Annotated in this window: 14 protein-coding genes; 6 read left to right on the top strand and 8 right to left on the bottom strand. The window is 61.1% G+C overall.

Translation table 11 applies throughout. The annotated features are described in order from the left end of the window. Window positions 1-2 precede the first annotated feature (2 nt). Window positions 3-977: a tripartite tricarboxylate transporter substrate binding protein gene (locus ACYVIT_RS07540; RefSeq protein ID WP_415808772.1), complete on the bottom strand. Its 975-nt coding sequence runs from the start codon at window positions 975-977 to the stop codon at window positions 3-5. Between the two features lie 325 nt (window positions 978-1,302). Between ACYVIT_RS07540 and garD the strand changes: the two genes are divergently transcribed. Then, window positions 1,303-2,913, top strand: a complete 1,611-nt coding sequence (gene garD, locus ACYVIT_RS07535; RefSeq protein WP_415808773.1) for a galactarate dehydratase — start codon at window positions 1,303-1,305, stop codon at window positions 2,911-2,913. 215 nt (window positions 2,914-3,128) lie between these two features. Further along, a complete protein-coding gene (locus ACYVIT_RS07530; RefSeq protein ID WP_460478174.1) occupies window positions 3,129-3,581 on the top strand; it encodes a hypothetical protein in 453 nt (150 codons plus the stop codon). A 210-nt stretch (window positions 3,582-3,791) separates the two neighbouring features. Here the strand turns inward: ACYVIT_RS07530 and ACYVIT_RS07525 are convergent, their stop codons facing one another. From ACYVIT_RS07525 to ACYVIT_RS07515, 3 genes are all read right to left on the bottom strand, one after another. Continuing rightward, window positions 3,792-5,123 (bottom strand): extracellular solute-binding protein, encoded by a 1,332-nt coding sequence (locus ACYVIT_RS07525; RefSeq protein WP_415808775.1) that lies wholly within the window; start codon window positions 5,121-5,123, stop codon window positions 3,792-3,794. Then, on the bottom strand, window positions 5,120-6,385 hold the full coding sequence (locus ACYVIT_RS07520) for a D-amino acid dehydrogenase (RefSeq protein ID WP_415808776.1): 1,266 nt from the start codon (window positions 6,383-6,385) through the stop codon (window positions 5,120-5,122). The genes ACYVIT_RS07525 and ACYVIT_RS07520 overlap by 4 nt, the downstream gene beginning before the upstream one ends. Window positions 6,386-6,590: 205 nt before the next feature. Further along, window positions 6,591-7,637, bottom strand: a complete 1,047-nt coding sequence (locus ACYVIT_RS07515; protein ID WP_415808777.1) for a CDP-6-deoxy-delta-3,4-glucoseen reductase — start codon at window positions 7,635-7,637, stop codon at window positions 6,591-6,593. A 207-nt stretch (window positions 7,638-7,844) separates the two neighbouring features. Here ACYVIT_RS07515 and sugE point away from each other — a divergent pair, with 207 nt between their 5' ends. Continuing rightward, window positions 7,845-8,159 carry a quaternary ammonium compound efflux SMR transporter SugE gene (gene sugE, locus ACYVIT_RS07510; RefSeq protein WP_415808778.1) on the top strand — a complete coding sequence of 105 codons (315 nt, stop codon included), beginning with the start codon at window positions 7,845-7,847 and terminating at the stop codon, window positions 8,157-8,159. On the opposite strand, the gene ACYVIT_RS07505 is transcribed toward sugE, so the two are convergent. From ACYVIT_RS07505 to ACYVIT_RS07495, 3 genes are all read right to left on the bottom strand, one after another. Continuing rightward, complete coding sequence (locus tag ACYVIT_RS07505; protein WP_415808779.1) at window positions 8,156-9,094, bottom strand: dihydrodipicolinate synthase family protein; 939 nt, start codon at window positions 9,092-9,094, stop codon at window positions 8,156-8,158. The two genes, sugE and ACYVIT_RS07505, sit on opposite strands and share 4 nt — an antisense overlap. 233 nt (window positions 9,095-9,327) lie before the next feature. Beyond that, window positions 9,328-11,646: a DNA topoisomerase IV subunit A gene (gene parC / locus ACYVIT_RS07500; RefSeq protein WP_415808780.1), complete on the bottom strand. Its 2,319-nt coding sequence runs from the start codon at window positions 11,644-11,646 to the stop codon at window positions 9,328-9,330. 160 nt (window positions 11,647-11,806) lie between these two features. Further along, a complete protein-coding gene (locus ACYVIT_RS07495) occupies window positions 11,807-13,768 on the bottom strand; it encodes a DNA topoisomerase IV subunit B (RefSeq protein ID WP_415808781.1) in 1,962 nt (653 codons plus the stop codon). Window positions 13,769-14,078: 310 nt separating this feature from the next. Here ACYVIT_RS07495 and trxA point away from each other — a divergent pair, with 310 nt between their 5' ends. Both trxA and rho read left to right on the top strand, forming a co-directional pair. Continuing rightward, complete coding sequence (trxA, locus tag ACYVIT_RS07490; protein WP_415808782.1) at window positions 14,079-14,405, top strand: thioredoxin TrxA; 327 nt, start codon at window positions 14,079-14,081, stop codon at window positions 14,403-14,405. Window positions 14,406-14,522: 117 nt separating this feature from the next. Beyond that, window positions 14,523-15,779, top strand: a complete 1,257-nt coding sequence (rho, locus tag ACYVIT_RS07485; RefSeq protein WP_415808783.1) for a transcription termination factor Rho — start codon at window positions 14,523-14,525, stop codon at window positions 15,777-15,779. Between the two features lie 77 nt (window positions 15,780-15,856). Here the strand turns inward: rho and ACYVIT_RS07480 are convergent, their stop codons facing one another. Then, window positions 15,857-19,651: a YhdP family protein gene (locus tag ACYVIT_RS07480; protein WP_415808784.1), complete on the bottom strand. Its 3,795-nt coding sequence runs from the start codon at window positions 19,649-19,651 to the stop codon at window positions 15,857-15,859. Window positions 19,652-19,731: 80 nt separating this feature from the next. On the opposite strand from ACYVIT_RS07480, the gene glnE reads away from it, so the two are divergent. Further along, window positions 19,732-22,527 (top strand): bifunctional [glutamate--ammonia ligase]-adenylyl-L-tyrosine phosphorylase/[glutamate--ammonia-ligase] adenylyltransferase, encoded by a 2,796-nt coding sequence (gene glnE / locus ACYVIT_RS07475; RefSeq protein WP_415808785.1) that lies wholly within the window; start codon window positions 19,732-19,734, stop codon window positions 22,525-22,527. Window positions 22,528-22,615 lie beyond the last annotated feature (88 nt).

The following is a 22,615-nucleotide window of genomic DNA, read 5'->3' as shown; positions in this document are numbered from 1 at the left end:
CCCTATTCAGGTTTGAGGTTGTTTTCCTTGACGACACGCGCCCATCGAGCCTCTTCCCCCTGGACATAGGTCTCCAGTTCTGCAGGCGCACCGGCAGTGACCTTCAGGCCTTCCTCTTCAATCTTGCTGGCAAACTCCGGCGATGCGGCGGCTTTACGGGCCGATGCATTCAATCGATCGATGACGGGACCCGGTGTCCCTGCGGGGACATACAAGCCGTACCAGCTTTCGACCTGGTAACCCGGCACAGTGGACGCGATCGTCGGTACGCCCTTGAAGGCTGCAGATGGCTCGGCCGTCGTCACCCCGATGGCTCGCAGTTTGCCATTGTCGATAAAGGCAGAAACGGCTGCGGCGGTGGCAAACATCATATCGACCTGACCACCCAATAAATCAGTCAGCGCAGGCCCCGCGCCACGATACGGAACGTGCGTGAGCGAGACTTTCCCCAAATTGGCAAACATCTCGCCCGCCAGGTGCGCAGAGGTGCCGATACCTTGCGAGGCGTATGTCAGTCTTCCTGGATTCGCCTTTGCCGCCTGCAGAATATCGCTGACAGAATGGTAGGGACCGTCTGGACGTACCACCAGGACGTTCGGACCCCGACCGATGAGCATCACGGGCGCAAAGGCTTTGTTGCTGCCGTAAAGGAGTTTCGGCTGCAAAGAGGGATTGACTGCGTGCGCAAAAGACGCGACCACGACGCTATATCCATCAGGAGCGCTGCGGGCCACATTGTCCGTGCCTATCATCGTGCCGGCACCAGGTTTGTTCTCTACGACGACAGGTTGACCGAGGTCTTTGGCCATGCCGGCCGCAAGAGTACGCGCAATCAAATCGGTGCCGCCCCCCGGTGAAAATGGCACAACGAGGCGGATGGGTTTGTCGGGATATGCGGCCAGCGCCGTCGAGATGCAAGCGCTGCCAACGACAGCGACACACGCACGCATCAGCACGCGCTGTAAAAATGACTTCATTCTGACGTCTCCTTGTTTTCGGTTTCTCTGTGGCGATCACCGCAGCGCCCTGCTGTGCGGCAGCCTGAAAGCAAACTGTAGTTCCCGAAACCGAATTTGGGATCCCATGAATTCCACGCAATGGAATATCCTGCCAGCCCCCTCCCTCAAATCCGTTGCGGCAAAATCTCCCTGCTCCGAGATGCGCGACAGGACGGCCTACAGCACAGAGGCCTCTGTGCGCATTTCCCCAGCCCCAAGCATGCACGTTGACGCCAAAAATAGTTAACGTTAACATTCATAACCTCAACGATCATCCCTTTACTCTTCTTCTCAGCCCTTAGGTATGTCGACCTGTACTTCATCCGCTACGGCGGTGGCCTCGCCCGCCACCGACACTCCGCGTGCGATCAGCATGCATCCGAACGACAACGTCGCCATTGTGGCCAACCTGGGCGGTCTCGGCGCCGGGGCTCAATTGCCGAATGGTCCGCAGCTACGCGAGCGCGTCCCGCAAGGCCACAAAGTGGCGCTGACCGACATCGCCGAAGGCGCGGAGGTCCGGCGCTACAACGTCACCATCGGCTACGCGAATCGTGATTTGCCCGCGGGCAGTTGGGTCAATGAAAACGTATTGACGATGCCAGCGGCGCGCGGTCTGGATGATCTGCCGATGGCTACCCACACACCGGCCGCCCTGCCCCCGCTGGAGGGTTATACGTTTGAAGGGTATCGCAATGCCGATGGCACGGTAGGCACGCGCAATCTGCTGGCGATCAGCACCACGGTGCAATGTGTGGCGGGCGTAGTGGAACATGCACTGCAGCGCATTCGCGCTGAACTGCTGCCGCGCTATCCGAATGTGGACGGCGTGGTCGTACTGGAACACGGCTATGGCTGCGGTGTCGCCATCGACGCACCTGACGCGATAGTTCCCATACGCACGCTGCGCAACATCAGCCGCAATCCGAATTTCGGCGGCGAGGTCATGATCGTGAGCCTGGGCTGCGAAAAGCTGCAGCCCGAGCGTTTGATGCCCGCCAACAGTATCCCGATTCAGGCCGATGGCTCGATGAGCCAGGGGCTGGACGTCATGCGGCTGCAAGACGACGAACACGTTGGTTTTCAAGCGATGATCGACGCCATTCTGGCTCAAGCTGTGCCGCATCTGGAACGGCTGAACCGCCGCCGTCGCGAGACATGCCCGGCATCGGATCTGGTCGTAGGTGTGCAGTGCGGGGGCAGCGATGCGTTTTCCGGCGTAACGGCAAATCCCGCGGTAGGGTTCTGCGCAGACCTGCTGGTGCGGGCGGGCGCGACCATCATGTTCTCTGAGACCACAGAGGTGCGTGACAGCGTCGAGCAATTGACTAAACGTGCAGAATCGGTCGAGGTCGCCGAAGCCATCGTGCATGAAATGGCCTGGTATGACGCGTATCTGCAACGCGGACAGGCAGACCGCAGTGCCAACACGTCGCCCGGCAACAAAAAGGGCGGGCTTTCAAACATCGTCGAAAAAGCGATGGGCTCGGTGATCAAATCCGGGACCGCCGCCATCAATGGGGTCTTGAGCCCTGGCGAAAGCCTGCGTGATCGCGGCATCGAAAAGGGCCTAGTTTATGCTGCCACGCCGGCGAGCGATTTTATTTGCGGCGCACTGCAGTTGGCTGCAGGCATGAACCTGCATATCTTCACGACGGGCCGCGGCACGCCTTATGGCCTGGCAGAGGTACCCGTCGTCAAAGTCGCGACTCGCAGCGATCTGGCGCGCCGTTGGCACGATCTGATGGATGTAAATGCCGGACGTATCGCCGATGGCGAGCTGAGCATCGAGGAACTCGGCTGGGAGATGTTCCACCTGCTGTTGGATGTCGCCAGCGGCCGCAAGCAAACCTGGGCGGAACGCTGGAAACTGCACAACGCTCTGGTGCTGTTCAATCCGGGCCCGGTGACTTGATAGGAGTGTCATGCGTGTGGTCCGCTCGCTGCGCGGACCACTACGCGGGGCCTGCCGGAGCCATTGCACCATGGTCCTAAACTAAAGGCCAACTGGCGGTATGCGGAGGCATTGATATCGCGACAGCACGCTGGGATACCTCGGAACACGTCGACAACGACCCCAAGCGGCGCTTGCCTAACGGAAAGGCTTATCCGCCGTGGCACGATACGACCATGATGCTCACCGGCGCCGCCGCGCAGGCGCTGGCGGAGCTGTCACGAGACCGCTGGCACTCGGCGACCACCGCGCATCTGAAGCCAATCCCGGCGAGCGATAGCGACCTATGGCCCGCTGATCTCGCTGTGCAGTTTGAGAACGTCGAGATTGCGATTGCTCGCACCCGTGCCTGTTATCAAGAGCTATCCGAGATCCGGGAAATCGAAGCCCTCTACCTGGACATGATCGCTGCGGCTAAGGATTTCATCTATTTCGAAAATCAATACTTCACGTCCGCCAAAATCGCCGGGGCCATTTCGAGCGCTGTGGATCATTGGTTGATGCCATTGAAGCCTGCCGGAGCACCGGCAAAACACTGGAATTGCTGGATCTCATCAAGCCCAGTGCACTGGACACCTTTATTGCCGACAACGAGATTCTGGATCCGGAAAGCGCTGATGGTTTTCTAGACCCCATTGCCGCGCGAGGACTGCGCAAGCGCTGGATGCAGGGCAAGGCGTGGTGGCAACAACGCGTGCAACGGTGATCGTCTCACCGCCCAGCAAAGCGCTCGCTATCGCAGTCGACACACGGACGCTGGGCCGGTGGTCACAAAAAAAAAACCGTGGCGGTATTAACCGCCACGGCCCGGATGTGACGCGCAAACGTCGCGATGACGATTAGCGTTGCTGCACGATTTTGCGTGCTTGATCCGAGGCGCTGTTCAGCGCGGCCATGGGAGGCGTTTTGCCTTCCAGTGCCTGGCTCAACTCGTTGCTCAAGACAGGCTCGACACGGTCATAGTTGGCCATGCGAAAGCCTCGGCTGGTCGCGCCTGCATCACCTTTCATCGAATCAACCAGAGCCTTGGCGCCGGGGACTTTGTCGTAGAACGACACGTCGGCCGCACGCAATGCCGCATCGGTCAAAGGCAGATAACCGGTTTGCTGATGCCACTCGGCCGCATTGACCGGCTTGGACAACCAGGCCAGGAACTGCGCTGTCGCTTTTTCCTGGTTTTGCGGACGGCCATCGATCGCCCACAACGCGGAGCCGCTGACAAAGGGACGTCCTGCGCTGGGAGTCGCTTGCGGATAGTACGGCAGCGGAGCAACCCCAAACGAGAGATTGCGCGTATGCATGAACGTACCGGCGGAGCCGGACCCCGACATCAGCACGCCGCATTTTCCGTTGGCGAACAACGCATCGCTTTGCGTGCCTTCGGAGTGTTCGGTGAGCAGGAACGAACGCTTCCAGCTGACCATCAACGAGATATGACGCATGTACAAGGTATCGAACTTCAGCACGGGCGCAGCTTTGCTGGCAGCCAGACCGTTGTCGTTCGAGGTGTACAACTGCTTGTTGATGGGCGCCAGGTTTTCCAGATGGACCTGCACCTGGTTGCTGGACGCATAAGGACAATCCAGGTTGGCCACGTCACGCAGCTTGAGCAGGTCGCCTTGCAAGTCAGCCCAGGTACGTGATGGGTTGTTCTGATCCAGCCCGGCCTTTTTGTAGTAGCTCAGGTTGTAGAACATGACCGGCACTTCGGCCATCCACGGAAAGGCCAACAAGCGCCCTTTGCTGTCGCGGACAAAGCTTGAGGTGGACGGCAGGAACCAGTTCAAGTCCTTGATCGGATACTTGGCCAGCAACTGATGCAAAGGCAGAATCGCCTTGTGCTCGGAGACCATCTCGGGCGAGCGGTTGTCCGCCAATTGCACGAGGTTGGGACCGGATTTTTTCTTGATAGCCTCGGTAGCGGCAGCTTGCAGGGCTTTGGTATCCGAGAAGTCGCGTAATTCAACGACGACCTCGTCCTGCTCTTTGTTGTACTTCTTCGTGAGCTTTTCAAATTCGGCTTTGTTGGGGCCGCTCAGGGTATGCCACACCTGAATCTCGACGCCAGCACCGTGCGCGGCTCCTGCGACCGCCATAGCTACGCCGAATACCCAGGTGCGCCGGTTGGCGCCCAATCCACGGGTCAAGCCCGCCAATTGCAATGTCTTCATAGGTTTTGTAGACCAAGAAAAGGAAATTCAGGCTCTGGTTTACGTCCGCTGAGCAGATCGGCCAAAGCCCGACCCGAACCGACACCCATGGTCCAACCCAGCGTGCCATGGCCTGTATTCAGATACAGGTTGGGGATGCGGGTCCGGCCGATGAGCGGCACGTTCGAAGGGGTGGCCGGGCGCAAACCCGACCAATAGCTGACGCCCTCAACATCGAGGGCGCCGGGAAACAATTCACGCGCCAGGCGCGTCAAGGCCTCGCAACGGCCCATATTCAGCGATCGGGAATAGCCGGACAACTCGGCTGTTCCCGCCATGCGCAGGCGATTGCCCAAGCGCGATACGACGACTTTGTGGCTGCTGTCGGTCAGGCTGACAGACGGCGCGCGGGCCGGATCGACGATATCGAACGTCGCGGAATAGCCTTTGGCCGGATACACGTTGCACGGCACACCCAACGGTCGCAGCAGGCGCGGGCTGAAGCTGCCCATCGCCACGACGTAGGCATCGGCCGCCACGCGGGCATAGCGGCCATCGGGCTGGATGACTTCCAGACTCTGTACCTGACCGCCTTCGGTGATCAGGCGGGTCGCGCTGGTTTCGAAACGGAATTCGACGCCTGCGGCTTCGCACCGGCGAGCCAGGCTCGTGGCGAATAAATGCACATCTCCGCTTTCGTCTTCCGGCGTGTAGTCGCCGCCGACGATGGTAGCCCGGCAGGATGCCAGCGCGGGCTCGATGGCAATCACCTCATCAGCGGTGACGACACGGCGCTCGACGCCGAAATCGCGCATCAATCCTGCAGCCCTTTGTGATGTTTCGAACTCGCGTTGATCACGATAGAAATTGAGGATGCCGCGTTCCAGGTGGTCGTAGGTGATCCCCAGCTCAGCACGCATGCCCTGCAAAGTGCTGCGGCTATATTCGGCCAAGCGCACCATGGCGCGGATATTGGGGGCCAAGCGCCCCGGCAGACATTCGCGCAGAAACGCCAAGACCCACGCCCACTGCCGCCAATCGAGTTGGGGACGGAACAACAGCGGCGCATCGTCCTGAAACATCCATTTCAGCAGTTTCAGGGGGGCTTGGGGGTTGGCCCAGGGCTCGGCGTACGACACCGAGATCTGTCCGCCATTGGCCAGGCTGGTTTCCTGCGCTGCGCCGGGGCGACGATCAATCACCACGACGTCATGGCCGGCCTGGCTCAACCACCAGGCGCTGGAAATGCCAATAATGCCGCTACCCAACACCACAACTCTCATGCGCGACTTGCTCCTTGCGCCGCTGGCCGCAGGGTCATGCCCCTGCTGTCGCAGCTTGAATCCGATCAAAGTTTCGTGCCGCAGTGTACAGCGCCAGCGGACCCTCGCCTATGACATAAAAGCAGGGTCGGTATCTATTTACACCCAAAGGTTTCGGTGCGGCTTTTTAGCGACGGTCGTTGCTGGCGCGAGCGGCATTTCTGTCTCAGCCCCCGGCGACGGCCAGATCTGCCTGCGAGGTGAAGGCGTCGGCGTAGAACTCCTCGGCCGGCAAGCCGCACTGGGCCGTGAATTGCCGCCGTGCTGCATCCACCATGGGTGGCGCACCGCAGGCATAAACCTGGTAGCCGGACAGATCCGGCAGGTCCTGCATGACCGCCTCATGGACAAAGCCCGTGCGACCCGCCCAGGCATCCTCGGGTAAACCATCAGACACAACGGGAATGTAACGAAAATCCGGCAAGGTATCGGCCCAGGACTGCGCCAATTCGTTCATGTACAGGTCCCGCGGACGGCGGCCGCCCCAGTACAGTGATACAGGACGTTGAATATTGTGATGTGCCATGTGCTCGACAATCGCCTTGACCGGTGCAAAGCCCGTGCCGCTGGCCAACAGCACGATCGGCTTGTCAGAGTCTTCACGCAGGAAGAATGAGCCGAACGGCCCCTCCAGGCGAAGAATTTCACGGACTTTCATTTGCGTATCGCCCGCACCGAAAACGTGATCCGTAAACACGCCACCCGGCATATGCCGGATATGCAGCTCCAGCGGACTGCCGGTATGCGGCGCGCTCGCCATGGAGTAACTGCGCCGCTTGCCGTCTTTCAGGATGATTTCGACGTATTGTCCTGCGTAATAGCGGAAAGGATCGGCTGCAGGCAGTTGCAGACGCAGCACTGTCACATCCGGTGCGGCCAGGGCCATTTCTTGTACGCGTGCGGGCAGTTTGCGAATCTGGATGTCGCTGGCCAGCCTGACCTCGGTAGACTCAACCACCAGATCAGATTGTGGGTGAGCCTGGCAAAACAGCGTGTAACCCTGGGAGAGCTCCTCGGGCGACAAGATCTGGGCGGGATACTCCCCTGCATCGACTTGGCCGGAGACGACTTTGCCTTTACAGGTAGAGCACGCGCCATTGCGGCAGCTGTAGGGCAGCACGATACCGGCGGCCAAGGCGGCGTCCAGCACGGTCTGGCCGGCCTCGACGGAAAATTGATGCTGGCTGGGTTGAACAGTGACCTGGAAACTCATGTGTACGAATCTTTAGGAAAATGCGTGGCGCCGACACCGTGACTGGGATAGAGGGCCCCTGCCACACGGCGGTCAATTTGCTATTCTATAATCTTTGCTGCGTCGGGACGGCCCGACGCAGCCGCCGGCGACCTGCCGGTCGCTTTCCTATCCGGGGACGGCCCCAGTGCCAGCATCTCGCTGGCTATTGAAAAGGGGCTGCACATCATGGCCTGGATCATTCTTGTACTCGCGGGACTTTTTGAGGTCGTCTGGGCCGTCGGCCTGAAATACACCGAGGGTTTTACCCGTCTCGTTCCCTCTGCCGTCACCCTGGTCGGCATGTTGATCAGCTTCTGGCTGCTCTCGCTCGCCATGAAAACGCTACCACTGGGCACCGCCTATGCCATTTGGGTCGGCATAGGCGCGATCGGCGCATTCGTCGCCGGCCTGGTGCTGTTTCACGAGGCGTTGAGCCCCATGCGAGTGATCAGCGTGCTATTGATCGCGGCCGGCTTGATCGGGTTGAAGCTCTCCAGCTAAGCGACGAGCTTTCCTGCGCGGGGATCGTGACGTGCCAGGCGCGTCAGCAGATGATCGACCTCGCTGCGCGCGGCGGGCGTCAGCGCGCCACCGGGACGGCGTTGCGCGGCGCTGGACAGGATGCCTCGCCGCATCATCACGTATTTGCGTACCGCCAGACCAACGCCGGGCTGTTGCTCGTAACGCAGCAGAGGCAGGTGGGCGTCAAAGAGATCGTGCGCCTCTTCTTTTTGGCCCTCGCCGATCATGCGGACGAAATCGCACAGCATGTCGGGAAAACAATATCCCGTGTTGGCGCCGTCCGCGCCGCGATTCATTTCGTAGTCCAGGAACAGGCCGTTATTGCCGCACAGGATCGAGATGTGACGCATGGCACCCTCGGCCTCGTAGCGGCGCAACGTCGAGATCTTTTCGAGGCCTGGCCAGTCCTCGTGTTTCAGCATCACGCATGAGGCCAGATCATCCACGATGCGCTTGATGACTCCAGGCGCCATTTGTACGGAAAAGGTCAGCGGATAGTCTTGCAGCACAAAGGGCACGTCGTCACCGATGGCCTCGACGGCTTGATGGTAGTAATTTACGATCTGGTCGTCGGTACGCAAGGTGTTGGGCGGCGCGATCATGACGCCTGCAGCGCCGCGATCCATGACGGCTCGCGTCAGAGAACGCATCGAGGCGAAGCCCGGCGCGGACACGCCGACGACGATGGGGATGCCAGCGGATTTACCGATGACCTGAGAGGCGATTTCCAGAGACTCGTTGAAATCCAGTTTGGGGGCTTCGCCCAATTGGCCCAACACGGTCAGCCCGGTGGATCCGCAGCCATGATAGAAATCCATCATCCGATCGATGGAGGCATGATCCACGGCGCCATCGTCAAAAAAGGGCGTGGGAGCGATGGGGAATACCCCGCGGGCATCGGCGGTCAGTTTCATTCGGTCATCCTCGACTAGATAAATTGAATTTTTGATTATTGTGACGCATGATGACGAGGAATGAAAACCTGAAAACATTCAGGTATCTGCCGATGCAGCGCACACAAAAACGTAGCTGGTCCAGCATCGTCCGCCACGGAAGTGCTTTGGCGGCGTCAACAAATTGGGCCGCTATCCGAAACAGATAGCAGCCCAATGATCGGGATACATGCCCCCTTAATGCGTGACGTCGACTAGAGCACCGGCGACAGCAGCACCGGCAGCTTGGGCCGCACGTCCAGCGTGCGGCCTTTGCGAGCCCGCTTGCCGATGTACGGCGCCAGGGTCGGGCCAACCAGGATGTCTTCGGTTTGCTTGTTGCGATACACGCCTGTTGCGCGCAACCCGCCTGCCCCGACAGGTACGGCTTGTTCGAGTTTGTCTGCTGCGTCCAGGCCCATCAAGATGGTGCCGCGGCCACCGCCCGACAGGGACTTGACCTCGTCCAACCCAAACACCAGGCACTTGCCCTTGGCCGACAACAACGCCAATTGCTGGGCCCCGGCAAACAACGGGACTGGCCGCAACAACGCATCGCCGTCTTCGAGCGTGATGAATTGCTTACCCGCACGCTGACGCGAGGTCATATCGCTGAGCTTGGCTGCGAAACCAAAACCACGTTGCGTGGCCAGCAGCCAGCGGCTATCCGGAGCCGCCGCGATGCTATGGACGATGCGCGTACCTGGCGACAGATCGATCATCGTGGTGACGGGCTGCCCGTCGCCTCTCGCCGAGGGCAAACCTGAAACTGCGACGGTATATACCCGGCCATTGTCGCCCACCGCGATCAGCATATCCGTGGTGCGGCACTCAAAGGCGCCATACAAATCATCGCCTTGTTTGAAACCAAACTGCGAGGCATCATGGCCATGCCCCTGACGCGCGCGCAACCAGCCTTTTTGCGACACAACGACCGTGACGGGCTCGTCCAGCACCTTGGTTTCCAGCACGGCGCGCTCGGCGGTTTCGATCAAGGTACGGCGATCGTCGCCATATTGCTTCGCGTCGGCCTCGATTTCCTTGATCAGCAGGCGCTTGAGCGAGGACGGGTTATCCAGCAATTCTTGCAGCTTTGCCTGTTCGGCACGTTTGTCAGTCAGCTCCTGCTCGATCTTGAAGCCTTCCAGACGCGCCAATTGCCGCAAGCGCATTTCGAGGATGTCTTCGGCCTGGCGTTCGGACAACGAGAAACGCTGCATCAGCGCCGCCTTGGGCTCGTCGGATTCGCGGATCGTCTGAATGACCTCATCGACATTCAGGTACACGACCATGCGCCCTTCGAGCACATGGATGCGATCCGTGACCTTGTCCAAGCGATGGCGGGTACGACGCACGACCGTATCGGTGCGGAACGCCACCCACTCGGTCAAAATGTCGCGCAGTCCCTTTTGACGCGGACGGCCGTCGGTGCCGATGCACACCAGGTTGATCGGCACACTGCTTTCCATACTGGTCTGCGCGAGCAGCGTATTGACGAACTCATCGCGATCCACGCGCGAGGTCTTGGGCTCGAACACCAGACGTACGGCGGCGTCCTTGCCAGACTCGTCGCGCACGGCGTCCAGCAAGTTCAGCATGACGGCCTTGGACTGCTGCTGGTCGGCCGTCAGGCTCTTTTTACCGGACTTGACCTTCGGGTTGGTGAGCTCTTCGATTTCCTCGAGGACCTTCTGGCAGGACGTGCCGGGAGGCAGTTCGTGCACGACCAGTTGCCACTGGCCGCGCGCCATTTCCTCGAACTGCCAGCGTGCACGCGCCTTGAGCGAGCCGCGGCCGCCCTGGTAGATCTGCGCGATGTCGGCCGCCGGCGTGATGATTTGGCCGCCGCCGGCGAAATCGGGGCCCGGCACCATCGCGTACAACTCGGTATCGGGCAGGCTCGGCTGCTTGATCAACGCCACGCACGCCTGCGCCACCTCGCGCAGGTTGTGCGCCGGGATCTCCGTCGCCATCCCCACGGCGATGCCCGAGGCGCCGTTGAGCAGCATCACCGGCAAACGTGCCGGCAACATTTGCGGCTCTTGTTGGCTGCCGTCATAGTTCGGCGCGAAATCGACGGTGCCCTCGTCAAGCTCGTCGAGCAGCAGACGCGAAAACGGCGTCAAACGCGCTTCGGTATAACGCATCGCGGCGGCATTGTCGCCGTCGCGCGAACCGAAGTTGCCATGGCCATCGATCAGCGGATAGCGCAGCGAGAAATCCTGCGCCATGCGCACCATGGCGTCATACGCCGCCTGGTCGCCGTGCGGGTGATATTTACCCAGCACATCGCCCACCACGCGCGCGGATTTGACCGGTTTGGCGCCGGGGCCCAGGCCCATGTCCTGCATGGCGAAAAGAATACGGCGCTGTACCGGCTTTTGCCCATCGCCCACATCGGGCAAGGCGCGGCCGCGCACCACGGATACGGCGTAGTCCAGATAGGCCTGCTCGGCATAGCGGCCCAGCGTGATGGCCTCTTCGGCCCCGCCGGCGGCTTCGTCAAACAAGCCAGGTTGATTGCTGTCAGTCATGTGTCGTCGAAATTGCTTTGAGGAAAAGCCTCCGCTGCGCTTACGCACTGGCTGCCCTTTTCAGGGCGGATTGTGCAGAACACAGTCCAGGAGGCATTCTTACCGGGTCGGCCAAGGCAGTGTTGATCCATGCAGGTCTAGCTGCCTGATTAGGCCGGAATCAAATATCGAGCTCAGCGAGATTACCCTTTTCCTCGATCCAGGCACGGCGCTGCGATGACTCGCCTTTACCCATCAGCATGTCGAACATGCTGGTGGTGTCCTCGGGGGTCAGTGCACCATAGCCTACGGGCAGCAACCGTCGCGTATCGGGATTCATCGTGGTTTCCCACAACTGCTCTGGATTCATTTCACCCAGCCCTTTGAATCGGCTGATGCTCCATGCGCCCTCGCGCACGCCTTCCTTGAGCAGCTTGTCTTGTGCCGCCTCGAGCTCGCCCTGATCCAGGCAATAGATCTTGCGCGCGGGGCGCTTGCCTTGCGCGGGCACGTCCAGACGGAACAAGGGGGGCTTGGCTACGTATACGTGCCCCGCCTCGACCAGCTTGGGGAAATGACGATAGAACAGCGTCAACAGCAGCACCTGGATGTGCGAGCCGTCCACGTCAGCGTCCGACAGGATGCAGATGCGGCCATAACGCAACCCCGACAAATCCGGCGAATCTTTCGGGCCATGCGGATCCACCCCGATCGCCACGGAAATATCGTGGATTTCGTTATTGGCGAACAGACGATCGCGGTCCACCTCCCAGGAGTTGAGGACCTTGCCACGCAGCGGCAAGATCGCCTGGAATTCCTTGTCGCGGCCCATTTTGGCCGAGCCGCCAGCCGAGTCGCCCTCGACCAGGAACACCTCGGTACGGGTAGCGTCGGAGGACTCGCAATCGGTCAGCTTGCCCGGCAACACCGCCACGCCCGAGCTCTTGCGCTTTTCGACTTTCTGCGCCGAACGCGCACGCGCCTGGGCCTGGCGGATCGCCAGCTCAGCCAATTTCTTGCCGTATTCGACGTTGCTGTGCAGCCAGAGATCGAGCGCGCTTTTCGCGAAGCCTCCGACCAGACGCACTGCGTCGCGGCTGTTCAGACGTTCTTTGATCTGCCCCTGGAATTGCGGGTCGAGGACCTTGGCCGACAGCACGAAACTGGCGCGCGAGAAAACGTCCTCGGGCAACAGCTTGACGCCCTTGGGCAGCAAGCTGTGCAGTTCTGCAAACCCCTTGACCGCCGAGAACAGGCCCTCGCGCAACCCCGACTCGTGCGTGCCGCCTGCCGGCGTGGGAATCAGATTGACGTAGGACTCACGCACCGCATTGCCGTCCTCGGTCCAGGCGACGACCCATTGCGCGCCCTCACCGTCGGCAAAGCTCTCGTGATCGGCGCCGGCATACTGCTGGCCCTCGAAAAACGGCACCATCAGTTCCGAGCCTGACAGCGCCTCGGCCAAGTAGCCGCGCAGACCATCGGTGTATTGCCAGACCTTGGTGTCGCCGGTTTTTTCGTTGATCAGCGTGACTTTCACGCCGGGCAGCAGTACAGCCTTGCTGCGCAGCAGGTGATTCAGCTCGCCCAGTGGGATCTGGGGGCTGTCGAAATATTTGCCGTCGGGCCAGACACGCACGCGGGTGCCGGACTTTTTGCGTCCTGCTTCCGGATACGGCGCCAAGGGCTCGGTCACATCGCCGCCCTGGAAAACCAGACGGTTGGTCGCGCCATCGCGCCAGACGACGACTTCGAGCCGCGTCGCCAGTGCGTTGGTGACGGATACCCCGACGCCGTGCAGGCCACCGGAAAAGGCATAAGCCCCGCCGCCTTGCTTGTCGAATTTGCCCCCGGCGTGCAGCCGCGTAAAGACCAGTTCGACCACCGGCGCGTTTTCTTCGGGGTGCAGGCCGACGGGAATCCCGCGGCCATCGTCCTCGACCGACACACTGCCGTCGGTATGCAGGGTGACCTGGATCTGCTTGCCGTAGCCGGCGAGCGCCTCATCAGCGGCATTGTCGATGACCTCCTGCACGACGTGCAGGGGATTTTCGGTGCGGGTGTACATGCCCGGACGCTGACGCACCGGCTCCAGCCCCTTCAGGACTCGGATGGAGGCTTCGGTGTAACGTGGTGTAGCCAAGTTATCCCCAAGATCTGTGGAAAAAAACCGACATTTTACGGATAAGTCTAGATTTTGCGCGGCCTTAGGTAGGATGCGCACGTCCTGACCAGTCCGAATTCGGTAGGATAAGTAGTTTGCAGGTCAAAGAATGACAGAATGGCGTTGTGCCAGTTTCTGGATTCCGTCGACCACGACGCAACATGCTACACAAAACTGGCAAACCCTGTTGTTTTCAACAGTGGTATGCTTAATGCCTCACCTACCTTTTAGTAGAACAAAAATGGCAGGGGCGTCTGACGCCCATCATGCCGCGGAACCGAGAATCACCATGAGCGAGCAAATCAAGAACGTCAGCGATGCAAGCTTCGATACCGATGTGATCAAATCCGGTCAGCCGGTGCTGGTCGATTACTGGGCGGCCTGGTGTGGCCCCTGCAAGATGATCGCCCCCCTCCTGGAGGAAGTCGCCTCCGAGTACGCCGGCCGCCTGACGGTCGCCAAGCTGAACGTCGACGAAAACCAGGACACCGCCGCCAAATATGGCATCCGTGGCATCCCCACGCTGATGCTGTTCAAGGATGGCCAAGCCGCCGCCACGAAAGTCGGCGCCCTGTCAAAATCGCAATTAACTGCTTTCCTCGACGGCGCGTTGTAATACACTACGTGTTGTAAACACATCGCCGACCTGGTCGGCGCTCCGTCTGAGATTACCGCGCGGGCCCGTCCGTGGCCTGCCGCCAAGACCCTTCTCTACTATCCCCCTTTCACCGCGATGCACCTCAATGAACTGAAGGCGCTGCACGTTTCGCAGTTGCTGGAAATGGCCGCCGGCCTGGAAATCGAAAACGCCAACCGCTTGCGCAAGCAAGAGCTGATGTTCGCCATCATGAAGCGCCGGGCCAAACAAGGCGAGCAGATCTTCGGCGACGGCGTACTGGAAGTCCTGCCCGACGGCTTTGGCTTTCTGCGTTCTCCCGAGACCTCGTACCTGGCCAGCACCGACGACATCTATATTTCGCCGTCACAGATCCGCCGTTTCAACCTGCACACCGGCGACTCCATCGAGGGCGAGGTCCGCACGCCGAAAGACGGCGAGCGTTACTTTGCCCTGGTCAAAGTCGACAAGGTCAACGGCTCGGCCCCCGAAGCGATCAAGCATCGCATCATGTTCGAGAACCTGACGCCGCTGCACCCGAATCAGCCGATGCGTCTGGAACGCGACATCAAGAGCGAAGAAAACCTGACCGGCCGGATCATGGACATCTTTGCCCCCATCGGCAAAGGCCAGCGCGGTCTGATCGTCGCCAGCCCCAAATCGGGCAAGACCGTGATGATGCAGCACATCGCGCACGCCATCACGACCAATTACCCCGAAGCCGTCATGATCGTCCTGCTGGTCGACGAACGGCCCGAGGAAGTCACCGAGATGCAGCGCACGGTGCGCGGCGAAGTCGTCGCATCGACCTTTGACGAGCCCGCCACCCGCCACGTACAAGTCGCGGAAATGGTCATCGAAAAGGCCAAGCGTCTGGTCGAAATGAAAAAAGACGTGGTGATCCTGCTGGACTCCATCACCCGTCTGGCGCGCGCCTACAACACCGTGGTGCCCGCTTCGGGCAAGGTCCTGACCGGTGGTGTCGACGCCAACGCGCTGCAACGCCCCAAGCGTTTCTTCGGCGCTGCGCGCAACCTCGAAGAAGGCGGCTCGCTGACCATCCTGGGTACGGCACTGATCGAAACCGGCAGCCGTATGGACGAAGTCATCTACGAGGAATTCAAGGGCACGGGTAACTCCGAAGTCCACCTCGAGCGCCGTCTGGCCGAAAAACGCGTCTATCCGGCCATCAACCTGAACAAATCCGGCACCCGCCGCGAAGAACTGCTGATCAAACCCGACCTGCTGCAAAAGGTCTGGGTGTTGCGCAAGTTCATCCACGACATGGACGAAATCCAATCGATGGAATTCATCCTGGACAAGATGCGCGCCACCAAGACCAACGCCGAGTTCTTCGACATGATGAAGAAATAAATCCTAGGCATCAGGGTCCGTACGTGGATACGCGGCCCGCCTCAGGTCTGTATCGGGCGCTCTTGCAGCGCCCGTTTTTAATGCTCGACATAGTCATTATTCGGCGAATGATTTGGCACATGCTTCGTCTCTATCGGAGCAACCTTGGGATCATCCCACGATCCCGTCACGGCGTATTCCATTGTCATCGCGCGAGCCAGCGGCTGTTTCAATAACCACTGCGTCACAAACGCGCCGAGCCCGATCAAGGGATTCACCGCCAATGCCGTCACGACGGCCGCCCCGCTGGCATCCAGATTGGGAATCACGACCGCTTTCATGTTCCACTGCTCGGCGATGATGTCGGTATCGCCGGCCAATACAATCGTCGCCACCGGGCCGTTGAGCTTATAACCCTCGGTGTGCGCGATACCGCGGCTCAAGGCCATATCCCCCCGGATCGTGTCGAACGGGAAACCGTCGCGCCAGGCATCGGCTGGATTCGCCTCCAGCTTGGCCAAGCGCTGCAATGATTGCAAGGACAGCAATTCCAGCAAACGGGCGCTGCGGGAATTCACATTCAAGAACCGCCCTTTGTCCAGGCTGATCTGCATCTTGCCATCGAGATTGGCCAGATCATGCGTCCAGGGCAGATCGCGCCACGTCAACTTGCCCACGATCGAACCACTGCCGCCGCCCACGTAGTCTTTGTAGCCAATGCGGTCCACAAATGCGCCCAGATCCTTGAATTGGGCCTTGGCATCGACAGTCAGGCCTCGCTGCGCGCCGGTAAGCCGCCAACTGCCCGTCGCATCCAGGGTCGCCGACTCATTGCCGATGTGCAGTTTGTCCAACCGCCACAACTGCCCTCTTTCCAGATTGGTTCCCAAGACCTCGAGCTTGCCGACATCGCGGCCATACAAGGAAAATTGGTCGGCCTGCAGATCGATTGCCGGGATATCGGACAGGTCATCGTCGGGGGTCGGCCTGTCCTTGACGGGCATGCTGGTGGCCACGTCCGAATCCCCTCCCAAGGCCAGATGCTTGAGCCGCGCAATCACGCGCCCGGCAATCGCGCCTGAAGCCTCCTGCCAGGATAGCGAACCGGCCGCCTGCTTGGAATTCAGCGACACCTGCCACTGCGTGGGCTGCGGGCGCGTGGCGGCCAGCGTCAAACTGTCCAGCGACCAGCCCGCCACCTGCAGACGCTGCGTATTCACATTGATCTGGTTCAGTATCGGCAGCGCATCCGAACGCGCCGCCGCGTCTTTATCCCTATCGGCCTTCTTGCCGACCCCGGCCTCATCGGTCACCTGCTGCCAGGCATCCAGATCCAATTCCGGCATTTGGATATCGACCAGCATCCCCGGGACCGCAGGCAGGACAGCGGGCCGGCTGACACCCAGCGCGCCGCGTGCGAAGTAACTGCCGCGAGAGGCGCGGTCATGCTCCAGCAACAAAGCGATATCCGATCCGACCTTCACCGACAATTGATCGCGCTTGCCGCTATCGGCTGCACTCGACGCACCCCAACTCGCTTTCAGCGGCAACGCAGCCGTTTTCGTCTTGCCAAGCGGTGCGGGCAGGTCGATCGCCATCCCAGCCAGGTCCGAATCAATATCCAGATCCAGTATCCCGCCCGGCCCATAGCCGACATGCCCGCGATACGACGTCTGGCCCGCAAGGCGTTCCATGAGAGGGTTGCGTATCCATTGCGCCAGTCCCGAGGCCGGTAGCGTTCCTTCGACAAGCAACGCGTCCTGGCGCTGCTCCAGTTTGCCGCTGATACGTGCCTGGCCGCCCAGAAACTGCGTGCGCAGCGTATCGACCCGCAATCCACGCTCGGAGAACATCAGTTCGCCCTGCAATTCCCGCAACATCGGCATTTGCGGCACAAAACGGAAATCATTGTCCGCGAACACGATCCGTCCATCCACCTTGGTGTCTTCCGCGTTCAACAGCGGCACCTCGAGCTTCAGCGGCACCCGCCAATTGCCGGTGCCTTCGGCGGTATCAAGAATGCCGTCCAACAACTGTCCCAATTGATAATGGTTTGCCAGCGCCATATAGGCGGGCACGGCCCCGGAGATCTCACCATCGAGATGCAGCGTCGACGCGTGCTCCATGTCGGGAATCGTGGCCCTCACCGCCCCGATCGTCAGCGTATGGTCATCACCGATATGCGCGATCGCTCCGCCCGGCGTATCCAGCGACAGGCTGACTTTATCCACGGCAAAGTTACCCGAGACATTTTCCAGCCGCGGCCAGCCCTTGTTCCGACCGTGCGGCGGCGCATAGTCGACGATCGCCCCGCTGTAGGCGCCCGCAATACGAAACTGGCCATGATCCTCTTTGTCCTCAAAGGGAAATTCGTCCAGGTCGCCTTTCACCGTCACTGAAGCATCGCGGATGTGTCCCGCAGGCAGGCCACGCGCCAGCCATTCACGCGCATCGGCGTTCACGGTCAAAGGCAGGTATTTGTGAATCGCCGACATACTGCCGCGAGCCAGGTTTCCCTGGAAATCCGCGGTGCCCGCGATGGTCTTGCCCTGCCCGATCCAGCGCCCATTCAGACGGGCATCCAGATCCTCATTGGCGAGGTCAAACTGCCTGACGTCGACCACCAATGGCTGCTGCGAGGGATGACGCACAGTCGCATCCAGACGCACCGTATCGGCCTGTAGCAAGGCGGGATCGAATGTCTCGGGCAGATTGGCCTGCAGGCCGGTCAACTCAGCCCGGACGGTCATCCCCGCCTCCTCTGCCGCGGAAGCCAGCGGCACGCCGTCCCACTGCACGACGCTGCCTGGAGGCCCTTGCAGATGGAAAGTGCCAGACTCCAGGCGCAACGCCCGCGTCGGTCCGGATGGAAAAGCATGTCCATCAGCTACCTGTGCCGTCTGGGTTTTCGTGCCGGAGGCCGACGTCGCCGTGGAACGCTCGATGGCCCCGGATGCAGAGGTGGAAGACGTCGCCGACGCCTCGCCGCCGGATTGCGATGGCGAGAGCGTTGCACTCGCATCATCGGTCGCGTGCCATCGCACCTCGCGCAATGCCGCATCGGCCGTGAGATCGGTGATCTTTCCCTCATCCAGGGTCAACCAGGCACGCGCTGCCCCTCGACCCGACACGGCCGGCACGGAAAGCCAGGGTGTCCAGGCCTCGGGTTCAGCATCCTTGATTTCCGCATAGAGCTCTCCCGTCCAACGGGGCGCCCCCACCTGCAGAGGATTGCGATGAACGTTGCCACGCACCATCACCTCACCTGCCAGGGTGGCAGGCGGCTCTGCCGATAAAGCAAAGCGGTGAGACAGCAATCCGTTGTAAAGCCGCAGACTGACGTTGCGCAACGCCACATCGGGAGCCTGCCGCAGTTCATCCTGCCAGTGCACTGTCGCGCCAACCAACGCCAGATCACGTTGATTCGCCAACCAGCGCACCAACGGGGAGCGGTCATGCTCACTGTCCGTATCGGTATTGAGATCGATCGATTGGCCTGCGATCCACAAATGATCTGTCGCGTCGCGACGAACCCATAATTCCGGCCCATCCACCCGCAGGCTGAGCAAACGCGGCGACAACACCAGTACGCTGCGCCAGCCCAACACGGCCGAGACCGTCGGCAAGGTCAACACCGGCTCGTTGTCCGAGCCGTACACCACCAACGACGTTAAGCGCAGACTCGGATTCAGGCCGCGCCAATCCGCTCTCAGCTCGCCAATCTGCACGCGCGCGCCCAGGGCATCGCTGGCATAGGCCTCAATGCGGGGACGCCACTGATCGATATTGGGCAGGATCCAATATCGCAAGCCGAGCAGCGCAGCGGCCGCGGCAATATATATGGCGAAACCGGTCCAGAATAGACAACGGAAGACTTTGGCGATTAACGACACAGAGCAGTGGGCAGAAAGAACTTCTTGGGGTATCGTCCCCTTATACCTGAAACGCGTCTTTCCGTCTGCACTCCCCTCCCATGTCTGCCTCTCTGCTCGCCCCCGCCCTGGCCTGGTCCGGTTATCTGCGCCGCCGTGTCGATACCCATCCCGATCTGGCTGCCTGGCTGGAAGTCGCCAGCCATCACCCCGTCACGCCGAATGTGCTGGCCGCCTGGCAAGCAGAACTGGCAGGCGCCGAGGCCTCGGCCGTCCTGCCGGTCCCGCAATGCCGGGAGGTCCTGCGCAAACTGCGCGAACGCGTGTTCACGACGTTGATGGTGCGCGACCTGGCGGGCCAGGCCACATTGGAAGAAGTCGTAGGCGCCATGACGGCCCTCGCAGATCTGGCGGTGGCCATCACGTATCGCAGCGTCGCAGCAGAACTGGCTGAGACCCACGGCATCCCGCGCGATCCCGCCACCGGGGCTCCTCAGGAGATGCTGATCCTCGGCATGGGCAAGCTCGGCGGCGGCGAGTTGAACGTCTCATCAGATATCGATCTGATCATGCTGTATGGCGAAGAAGGGGAAACCGATGGCCCCCGCCGCATCAGCCATCACGAGTTCTATGGGCGTCTCACGCGCCGCATGATGCCTGTGCTGTCAGAGGCCGACGCCCACGGCCAGGTGTTTCGCACCGACCTGCGCCTGCGCCCCGACGGCGACTCCGGCCCACCCGCGTGGAGCCTGGATGCGCTCGAACACTATCTCGTCGCCCAAGGCCGCGAGTGGGAGCGCTATGCCTGGCTCAAGGCGCGCTTGATTCCGGCGCAGGCCTTTCCCGATAGCGACTCCACCGCACAAGCCCGCCAGCTCGAAAGCCTGCGTGTACCCTTTGTCTATCGGAAATATTTCGACTTCGATGCCCTGGCATCATTACGCGCCCTGCGCGAACGCATCCGCCAGGACTGGCAGCGCCGCGCCTTGGCGCGCAACGGCGTCGACAGCGCCAACAACATCAAACTCGGTGACGGCGGCATTCGCGAAATCGAATTCGTCGTGCAATTATTCCAGCTCATCCGCGGCGGCCGCATGCCTGCCCTGCAGCGGCGCGGCCTGTTGCAGGCCCTGCACGCCGAACGCGATGCCGGCCTGATCAGCACCGACGACGCACAACGACTGGAAAACGCCTACCGCTTTCTGCGCCGCGTCGAGCACACCCTGCAGTATCGCGAAGACGAGCAAACCCACCTATTGCCGGGCGATACCGAACAACGCGCTCGTCTGGCCAACGCCCTCGGCCTGGGCAGCGAGGAATTCGAACGCACGTTGACGGAACACAGGACCTTTGTAGAACAGACATTTCGCAACGCTTTCCGTCTGGCCGGCATGGGCGACACCGACGATCAGCCCGCAACCGCCTCCAGGCTCGACCACGCCCAGGATGCCAAGTCATCATCCCATGACGACGAACACGATGCGGAAAGCCGCCTGGCAGAACAAATCAAGCAGGCCTTCGGCGAGGATGCCGACGACCTGCTGCGCCGTGCCGAATCCCTGTTGAACGGCCCGCGCGTACGCACCCTGCCGGAGAGCAGCCGGCGCCGCCTCGAAACGCTGCTGCCTGCCGCCATCGAGGCCGCCCAGCAGACGTCAGCGCCGCAACAGGCTGCCGTGCGCTTACTCGACCTGATCGAAACCATCGCACAGCGCAGTGCCTATCTGGCTTTGCTGGCCGAATTCCCGGACACACTGGCTCGGGTGGCCCGCATGGTGGCTGCCAGCCCATGGGCGGCTCAATACCTGACGCAGCATCCGTTGCTGCTGGACAGCCTGATCGATTGGCGCACCCTATTCCAGCCGCTGGATTTTGCGCAGATCGCGCGTCAACTCTCTGCCGACCTCGACGCCTGCAAGCTGCCCGACGGAGAGCCGGATATCGAGCGGCAGATGAACCTGATGCGCGACGTCCAACGCCAGGCCAGCTTCCAATTACTGGCCCAGGACCTCGAAGGCGAACTCACTGTCGAAGCGCTCGGCGACCAGCTATCCGCCCTGGCCGACATGCTGCTGGCCGAAACCATTCACCGCGTCTGGCCGCTGGTGAACAAAAAACCCGGCGCCGCGCCGCAGTTCGCCATCATTGCCTACGGCAAACTCGGCGGCAAAGAACTGGGCTACGCCTCCGACCTGGATTTGGTGTTCCTCTTTGACGACCCGCGTGACGACGCCGCCGAGGTCTACGCCAAACTGGGCCGCCGCATGACGTCATGGCTCTCCACCATGACGTCGTCGGGCCGTCTGTACGAAACCGACCTGCGCTTGCGGCCCGATGGCGATGCCGGGCTCTTGGCCGTGTCCGTCGAAGCCTTTGAACAATACCAGTTGAAACACGCCTGGGCCTGGGAACATCAGGCATTGACCCGCGCCCGCTATGCCGCCGGCGACACCAGCATCGGCGCCCACTTCGAGCGCATTCGCGCCGACGTCCTCGTCCAACCCCGCGACACCACCGCCCTACGCGACGAAGTCCTCGCCATGCGCGACAAAATCAGCGCCGGGCATCCCAACCAGAGCGGCGATTTCGATTTGAAACACGATCGCGGGGGCATGGTCGACGTGGAATTCGTCACCCAGTATCTGGTGCTCTGCCACGCAGCCACCCATCGGGTGCTGGTCAACAACCTGGGCAACATCGCGCTGTTGCGCCTGGCCAGCGAGGCAGGCCTGATCCCCGCCGACCTCGCCCAACTCGCAGGCGACGCGTATCGCACCTTGCGACGCACACAACACCAACTACGTCTGCAAGGCGTCGAAAAAGCCCGCGTGCCCCAGGATCGATTGATCGACGAGCGCGCGGCCGTCACGGCGCTGTGGAACACGGTACTGGGATAACGGCGGCAACGCTGGCCGGGAACCGCCGGACAGCGTCGAGTTTCGAGGCGCTCCTGGAAGAAACGGCCCTGTTCCGTCTTGGAGCCGA

Source organism: Bordetella muralis (genome assembly GCF_054781015.1).
Note: the sequence above shows the minus strand (reverse complement) of the source record. Positions and strands in the feature narration are given on the sequence as shown.

Excerpts from the sequence above, each read along its gene's own strand:
- ACYVIT_RS07540 (WP_415808772.1), bottom strand. The coding sequence starts at position 977 with ATGAAGTCATTTTTACAGCGCGTGCTGATGCGTGCGTGTGTCGCTGTC.
- ACYVIT_RS07520 (WP_415808776.1), bottom strand. The coding sequence starts at position 6,385 with ATGAGAGTTGTGGTGTTGGGTAGCGGCATTATTGGCATTTCCAGCGCC.
- ACYVIT_RS07505 (WP_415808779.1), bottom strand. The coding sequence starts at position 9,094 with ATGAAACTGACCGCCGATGCCCGCGGGGTATTCCCCATCGCTCCCACG.
- parC (WP_415808780.1), bottom strand. The coding sequence starts at position 11,646 with ATGACTGACAGCAATCAACCTGGCTTGTTTGACGAAGCCGCCGGCGGG.
- ACYVIT_RS07525 (WP_415808775.1), bottom strand. The coding sequence starts at position 5,123 with ATGAAGACATTGCAATTGGCGGGCTTGACCCGTGGATTGGGCGCCAAC.
- glnE (WP_415808785.1), top strand. The coding sequence starts at position 19,732 with ATGTCTGCCTCTCTGCTCGCCCCCGCCCTGGCCTGGTCCGGTTATCTG.
- ACYVIT_RS07515 (WP_415808777.1), bottom strand. The coding sequence starts at position 7,637 with ATGAGTTTCCAGGTCACTGTTCAACCCAGCCAGCATCAATTTTCCGTC.
- ACYVIT_RS07530 (WP_460478174.1), top strand. The coding sequence starts at position 3,129 with ATGATGCTCACCGGCGCCGCCGCGCAGGCGCTGGCGGAGCTGTCACGA.
- rho (WP_415808783.1), top strand. The coding sequence starts at position 14,523 with ATGCACCTCAATGAACTGAAGGCGCTGCACGTTTCGCAGTTGCTGGAA.
- trxA (WP_415808782.1), top strand. The coding sequence starts at position 14,079 with ATGAGCGAGCAAATCAAGAACGTCAGCGATGCAAGCTTCGATACCGAT.
- garD (WP_415808773.1), top strand. The coding sequence starts at position 1,303 with ATGTCGACCTGTACTTCATCCGCTACGGCGGTGGCCTCGCCCGCCACC.
- sugE (WP_415808778.1), top strand. The coding sequence starts at position 7,845 with ATGGCCTGGATCATTCTTGTACTCGCGGGACTTTTTGAGGTCGTCTGG.